This window comes from Sulfurihydrogenibium yellowstonense SS-5 (assembly GCF_000173615.1).
Taxonomy (GTDB): Bacteria; Aquificota; Aquificia; order Aquificales; family Hydrogenothermaceae; genus Sulfurihydrogenibium; species Sulfurihydrogenibium yellowstonense.
The window spans coordinates 1-5,071 of sequence record NZ_ABZS01000125.1; the positions used below are offsets into that span (position 1 = coordinate 1).

The 5,071-nt window shown below is 32.1% G+C and carries 7 protein-coding genes; 5 read left to right on the forward strand and 2 right to left on the reverse strand.

The features are described from left to right. Nucleotides 1-364 (reverse strand): glycosyltransferase family 2 protein (locus SULYE_RS05750; protein ID WP_007547443.1); only part of this gene is annotated, 364 nt, incomplete at its 3' end. Nucleotides 365-373: 9 nt separating this feature from the next. Continuing rightward, nucleotides 374-1,255, reverse strand: coding sequence for a tetratricopeptide repeat protein (locus SULYE_RS05755; RefSeq protein ID WP_007547445.1), 882 nt, complete (start codon nt 1,253-1,255; stop codon nt 374-376). Nucleotides 1,256-1,568: 313 nt separating this feature from the next. Between SULYE_RS05755 and SULYE_RS08220 the strand changes: the two genes are divergently transcribed. Genes SULYE_RS08220 through SULYE_RS05770 form a run of 5 tightly spaced genes read left to right on the forward strand, consistent with a single transcriptional unit; the run spans nt 1,569 to nt 5,004 of the window. Next, on the forward strand, nt 1,569-1,850 hold the full coding sequence (locus SULYE_RS08220; protein WP_007547446.1) for a hypothetical protein: 282 nt from the start codon (nt 1,569-1,571) through the stop codon (nt 1,848-1,850). 53 nt (nt 1,851-1,903) lie between these two features. Beyond that, the gene (locus tag SULYE_RS05760; RefSeq protein WP_007547447.1) at nt 1,904-3,346 is read left to right on the forward strand and encodes a TonB-dependent receptor; all 1,443 of its coding nucleotides are present in this window, start codon (nt 1,904-1,906) and stop codon (nt 3,344-3,346) included. Nucleotides 3,347-3,372: 26 nt separating this feature from the next. Next, the gene (locus SULYE_RS08675) at nt 3,373-3,663 is read left to right on the forward strand and encodes a metal ABC transporter solute-binding protein, Zn/Mn family (RefSeq protein WP_007547448.1); all 291 of its coding nucleotides are present in this window, start codon (nt 3,373-3,375) and stop codon (nt 3,661-3,663) included. Further along, nucleotides 3,608-4,258, forward strand: coding sequence for a metal ABC transporter substrate-binding protein (locus tag SULYE_RS05765; protein ID WP_269479100.1), 651 nt, complete (start codon nt 3,608-3,610; stop codon nt 4,256-4,258). Before SULYE_RS08675 ends, SULYE_RS05765 begins: the two co-directional genes overlap by 56 nt. After that, entirely contained in the window at nt 4,255-5,004 is a 750-nt protein-coding gene (locus tag SULYE_RS05770; protein ID WP_007547450.1) for a metal ABC transporter permease, read from the forward strand. The genes SULYE_RS05765 and SULYE_RS05770 overlap by 4 nt, the downstream gene beginning before the upstream one ends. The last annotated feature ends 67 nt before the right edge of the window (nt 5,005-5,071 follow it).

The following is a 5,071-nucleotide window of genomic DNA, read 5'->3' on the forward strand; positions in this document are numbered from 1 at the left end:
CTTCATTGATTTTTTCTAATAATCTTGGAATGTCTTCTGGGTCATTTTGTAAATCTCCATCCATTGTTATAATTATTTCACCCCTTGCTATGTCAAAACCTGCAGCCATAGCAGCAGTCTGACCAAAATTTCTCCTAAAATTAACTCCAACCACATGATAATCTTTTTCAGCTAAATTTTTGATAATTTCCCAAGATTTATCACTACTGCCATCATTTACAAAAATAATTTCATAATCTTTGTCATTCCACTGCTTTTTTAGCTCTTCCATTACTGTTTTTATTTTTTCATATAAAATCGGCAAATTTTTTTCTTCGTTATAAATTGGAACTACTATCGAAACATAAATTTTATCTTTACTCATTTCTCGTCCTTATTTGATGTATTTTAGTATAGGGTTTTCATTATTGTTTTTATCCTCAAGAGTGCTTGAAGGTTTTTTATTTTCTTCATTTAGGTTGATTTTAGATTTTGGTTTATCTAAAATTTCTAATAAATACTTTCTAATTTCTTCTTTTAATCCTGCATTATTTTCAGCAGACCTTAGGGCTTTTTCAAGGTAATATTTGGCAAGCTCATCATCTCCAAGTTCATGATAAACTTTTCCAAGCCTAAAATAGATTAATGGGTCATTTACAACATAATTTAATGCTTTTGAATAATATTCTCTGGCTTTTTTCAACATTTCTTTACTATGGACTACATTGTATTTATCTAAATAATAATCTCCTAAGGCAATATACGCGTTTACGAAATTGCTGTTAAACATCAAAGCTTTTTCTAAGTTATACAAAAATAAATCTTCTTTACCTAATTGAAGGTATACCATACCAAGGTTATAATAAGCCTTTTCTTTTCCTGAATATGTAGGATTGTTTATAGCTTTTTCAAAGTATTTTATTGCTTCATTGAACTTTTTTTGATTTGCAAGCAGAATTCCATAATTTGTTAATAATTCTGGATAATCTGGATATTTATCTATTCCAAGTCTAAAAATGTCTTCAGCTTTAGCAAACTCCCCAGCAAATTGATAAGCAAGGGCAAGAGCGTTGTAGACCTCTGGTTTATCATAAGATTTTAATGCTTCTTCTAAATATTTAATTGCCATTGCATTATTTCCGCTGTTTAAGTAAGATACGCCCATTTCGTATAAGTATTTTCCATCCCCGACTCTTAAATCAGTTTCGTACGATTGAGGATTAGCACAAGAACTTATTAAAATAGCTAAAGTTAAAGCAAAAAAATTCTTTCTCATGGTTTTTATATTTTATCATAGGTTAATTCGAATAAGCTATTAAGAATAGAGACTGTTCCAAAAATCAACAACTTCATTCTACAGCGGCGAACAAATCTCCTTTCTTTTACCTTTCACTTATTCAATGTATGGGTAATTCATGAATTGCCTCTACTCACTTACTAGCTCACCTTCTTTAAAAGAGAAGATCCTTTTTGACTAAAGTCCTCAGGACGACAAAGTCATCTAATGATGTCATTCTGTAGACGTGCAAAGAATCTTAATTTTTTTTAAATTTCTCATCCGACGCATATGTTATAATAACAATATTAACATGTTAAAACTTAGCAGACTTCTTAGCTTATTAATAAGCACATTACTATTAGTCGCAAATAGTTTAACCCTGACACACCATCATAAAGATGGAGAACATCATACTGATTGTCAGGTCTGCGTACTGCAGCTAAACCAACAATCAGAAGACCCAAATTCTCTTGAATTTACATATGAGATACAAACTTTTAATCAAGATTTCCCAATAATATTTAAAACATCAATCTTAAAATCTCAAAAAACATTTAATAAAAATCCAAGAGCACCTCCTGTATTAGCTTAATATCTAAGTTTTTCACTATTTGACTTTTTAAAATTAAAAACAGGAGGTGTACTATGAAAAAATATTTGCTTGCAACGTTGGCATTATTTACATTTTCATACGCTGAGAACGTAGAGGACTTAAAAAAAGAACTTGAAAAGCAAAGAGAGATTATAATTAAACTTCAAGAAAGATTGAACCAGCTAGAACAACAACAGGAAGTTTTAAATCAGACAAAGGAGAAACTACAAAACTTACGAACAGAAAGCAGTATTGATAGAATACTATCTAATCCATTCTCGCAAGCTAAGTTTGTACCTGATATATCTTTGATTACAGACTTTTCTTATGTAAGCAGGAGTCTTACAGATGATACCTACAAATCAGTTCAAATTCCGGGATTCAATCACGGATTTTTCCATAGTCACGGAGATCATGGTCATGGTCACGAGCCATATAATGCTGAAAGAGGTTTTAACTACAATTATTCTGAGATGTATATATCTTCAGCAGTTGACCCATACTTTGATTTGGTTGGTGTTTTTCATCTTGGTAAAGACAGCTTTGAAATTGAAGAAGGGTATTTTCAGACAAGAGGTTTGCCCTACAACTTAAAGCTAAAGGGTGGTAAATTTTATAGTGAGTTTGGTAGGTTAAATAAATTTCATCATCATGTTTGGAACTTTGCAGATGCACCTTTGATATACAGAGCTATCTTTGGAGAACACAATCTAAACGAAACAGGCATTCAGTTATCATGGCTTGCACCAACTCCATTTTATCTTTTAACCGGCTTTGAAGTCTTCCAAGGAGACAACGAAAATAACTTTAACAGAAATGGATTTGAAGTGTGTACTCAAATAAATACAACAACCAAAGAATGCACTTCAAACACATATATAAAAATCAATGATACTAAAAAGCCAAATCTATTTACGTTTTTCATCAAACCATCCTTTGACATAGGCAATACTTCAATCTTGACAGGTGTATCCTACGCACAAGGAAAAACAAGAATTAACCATTTAGAAGATGATAAACCTCACGCACTATCTGGAGATACAAAAATTTATGGATTTGAACTGACAGCAAGACATACATTAGATTCTTATAGGTATTTACTTTTACAGTCTGAATATTTCTATAGAAAGTTTGATGGGACAAGGTTTGGTTATAATGACAGTGGAAACCTTCTAACTTCAAGACTTGAAAAAAAGCAGGCAGGATTTTATGTTGAAGGAATCTATAAATTTGCCCAAAGATGGAGAGGTGGTTTGAGATATGATTTAATCAATAAAAATGATGTGTTTGTAAACGGTAAAAATATAAACCTGCCGGACAATATGTATAAATACTCTGCTATGATAGACTTTTTACCAAGTGAGTTTTCAAGAATCAGACTTCAGTATAACTATGACAGAAGCTTGTTTACAGAAGATTTAAAAAGAAAGCCTAATAATGAAATTATTTTACAGTTTAACTTAGCAATTGGTGCCCATGGAGCACACGGATTTTAAAAAATTTTAAAAAAGGAGGCTTGAAGATGAGAGTTTTAGTGTTTTTATTAATCTTATTAACATCTGGATTTGCCAAAGCAGAAATTAAAGTTGTAGCAACATATCCATACATAGCAAGTATTACAAAAGAGATTGTAAAAGAAAAAGCACAGGTAGATTATTTAGCTTCCGGAAACTTAGACCCCCACTTTGTGGTTCCAAAGCCATCCTTAAGTGTAAAGCTTAGAAACGCAGATTTATTAATCATCAATGGAGCTGGTCTTGAAATTGGGTTGGCTTCCGCCACTTTTAAACCAAGCAAGCAACAGAAAAATTAACCCCGGTTCAAATGGATTTTTAGATTTATCTCAGTATGTTGATTTAATAGAAAAACCGGAGAACGTATCAAGAGCAATGGGAGATGTACATCCGGATGGAAACCCTCACTTTCACTTAGACCCATACAATGTGCCAATTATCTCACAAGTAATTACAGAAAAATTATGTAAGCTTGACAGTTCGAACTGTGATTATTACAAAAATAACTTATCTGACTTTAAGAAAAGATGGAATGAAAAATTAGCCGTTTGGAATTCAAAAATGGCAAACTTGAAAGGAGTAAAAGTTTATCAGTATCACAAGCTGTTTGATTATTTCTTAAAAAGATACGGCATTATCTCTATAGACGCGATAGAGCCATTACCCGGAATACCCCCAACAGCAAAGCATTTAGAAGAGCTAATCTTAAAAGCAAAATCTGAAAATGTGAATATGATTTTACAAGATGTTTACCATCCTATCAAACCTGCAAAATACGTATCAGAGAAGACAGGTTTAAAAATCATAGTCCTTCCTCATGACGTTGGAGCAGTGGAAGAGGCAAAGGATATATTCTCTCTGTTTGATACAATCGTTGAAAGGGTGAATAAATGAGCGATATTTTAGTACCTGCATTGACCTTATCTATAGTTTTATTGGTTATCCATTCTTACTTTGGAATAGAGATAATAAAAAGAGGGATAATCTTTACTGATTTATCCATTGGACAAATGGCTGCCGCAGGAGCGGCAGTCTCTCTTTTCTTTTTTGAAGGCCAGTATAGATATTTAATCTCATTATCTTTTGCACTAATAACAGCTATTTTGATAGCGTTTGCAACAAAAAAAGAAAAAGTTTCCGCAGAGGGCTTTATTGGACTGATTTATGCTCTTGGAATTTCTTTGATATTCATTATTATGTCAAAATCGCCGCACGGTCTTGAGGAGTTAAACAATCTGCTTGCATATGACATCTTGTTTGTAAATATGACAGAGGTTTACAAAACAGCTATTTTATATACAGTCTTAGGATTGTTTTTATTTGCGATTAACAGATTTACGGCAGGATTTATAAAAGAGATGTTATTTTTTTCTATATTTTCAATTACAATCACAAGTTCAGTTTCATTAGCCGGCGTATTTGTCGTCTTCTCTCTTTTGATAGCTCCGGCGTTTACGGTTATGCAGTTTTTTTCAAAGAATTTAATCATTTATGCTGTGATTTTAGGTAGCTTAATCAATCTTTTAGCGGTTTATGTATCTTATAACTTTGACTTACCAACAGGTTACACTATCGTATTTATTCAAACTTTTTCAGCAATATTGTCTTCTATAATCTCATTTTTAAGAAGGTCTCAATGATTGAGTCTAAAGAAATAGTATAGTGAGAATATATTATAAAAAACGTCGGGTGAGAAATTCAAAAAAA

What these genes read in the sequence shown, in the direction of transcription:
- SULYE_RS08220 (WP_007547446.1), top strand. Translation starts at nt 1,569, where the DNA reads ATGTTAAAACTTAGCAGACTTCTTAGCTTATTAATAAGCACATTACTA.
- SULYE_RS05755 (WP_007547445.1), bottom strand. Translation starts at nt 1,255, where the DNA reads ATGAGAAAGAATTTTTTTGCTTTAACTTTAGCTATTTTAATAAGTTCT.
- SULYE_RS08675 (WP_007547448.1), top strand. Translation starts at nt 3,373, where the DNA reads ATGAGAGTTTTAGTGTTTTTATTAATCTTATTAACATCTGGATTTGCC.
- SULYE_RS05760 (WP_007547447.1), top strand. Translation starts at nt 1,904, where the DNA reads ATGAAAAAATATTTGCTTGCAACGTTGGCATTATTTACATTTTCATAC.
- SULYE_RS05770 (WP_007547450.1), top strand. Translation starts at nt 4,255, where the DNA reads ATGAGCGATATTTTAGTACCTGCATTGACCTTATCTATAGTTTTATTG.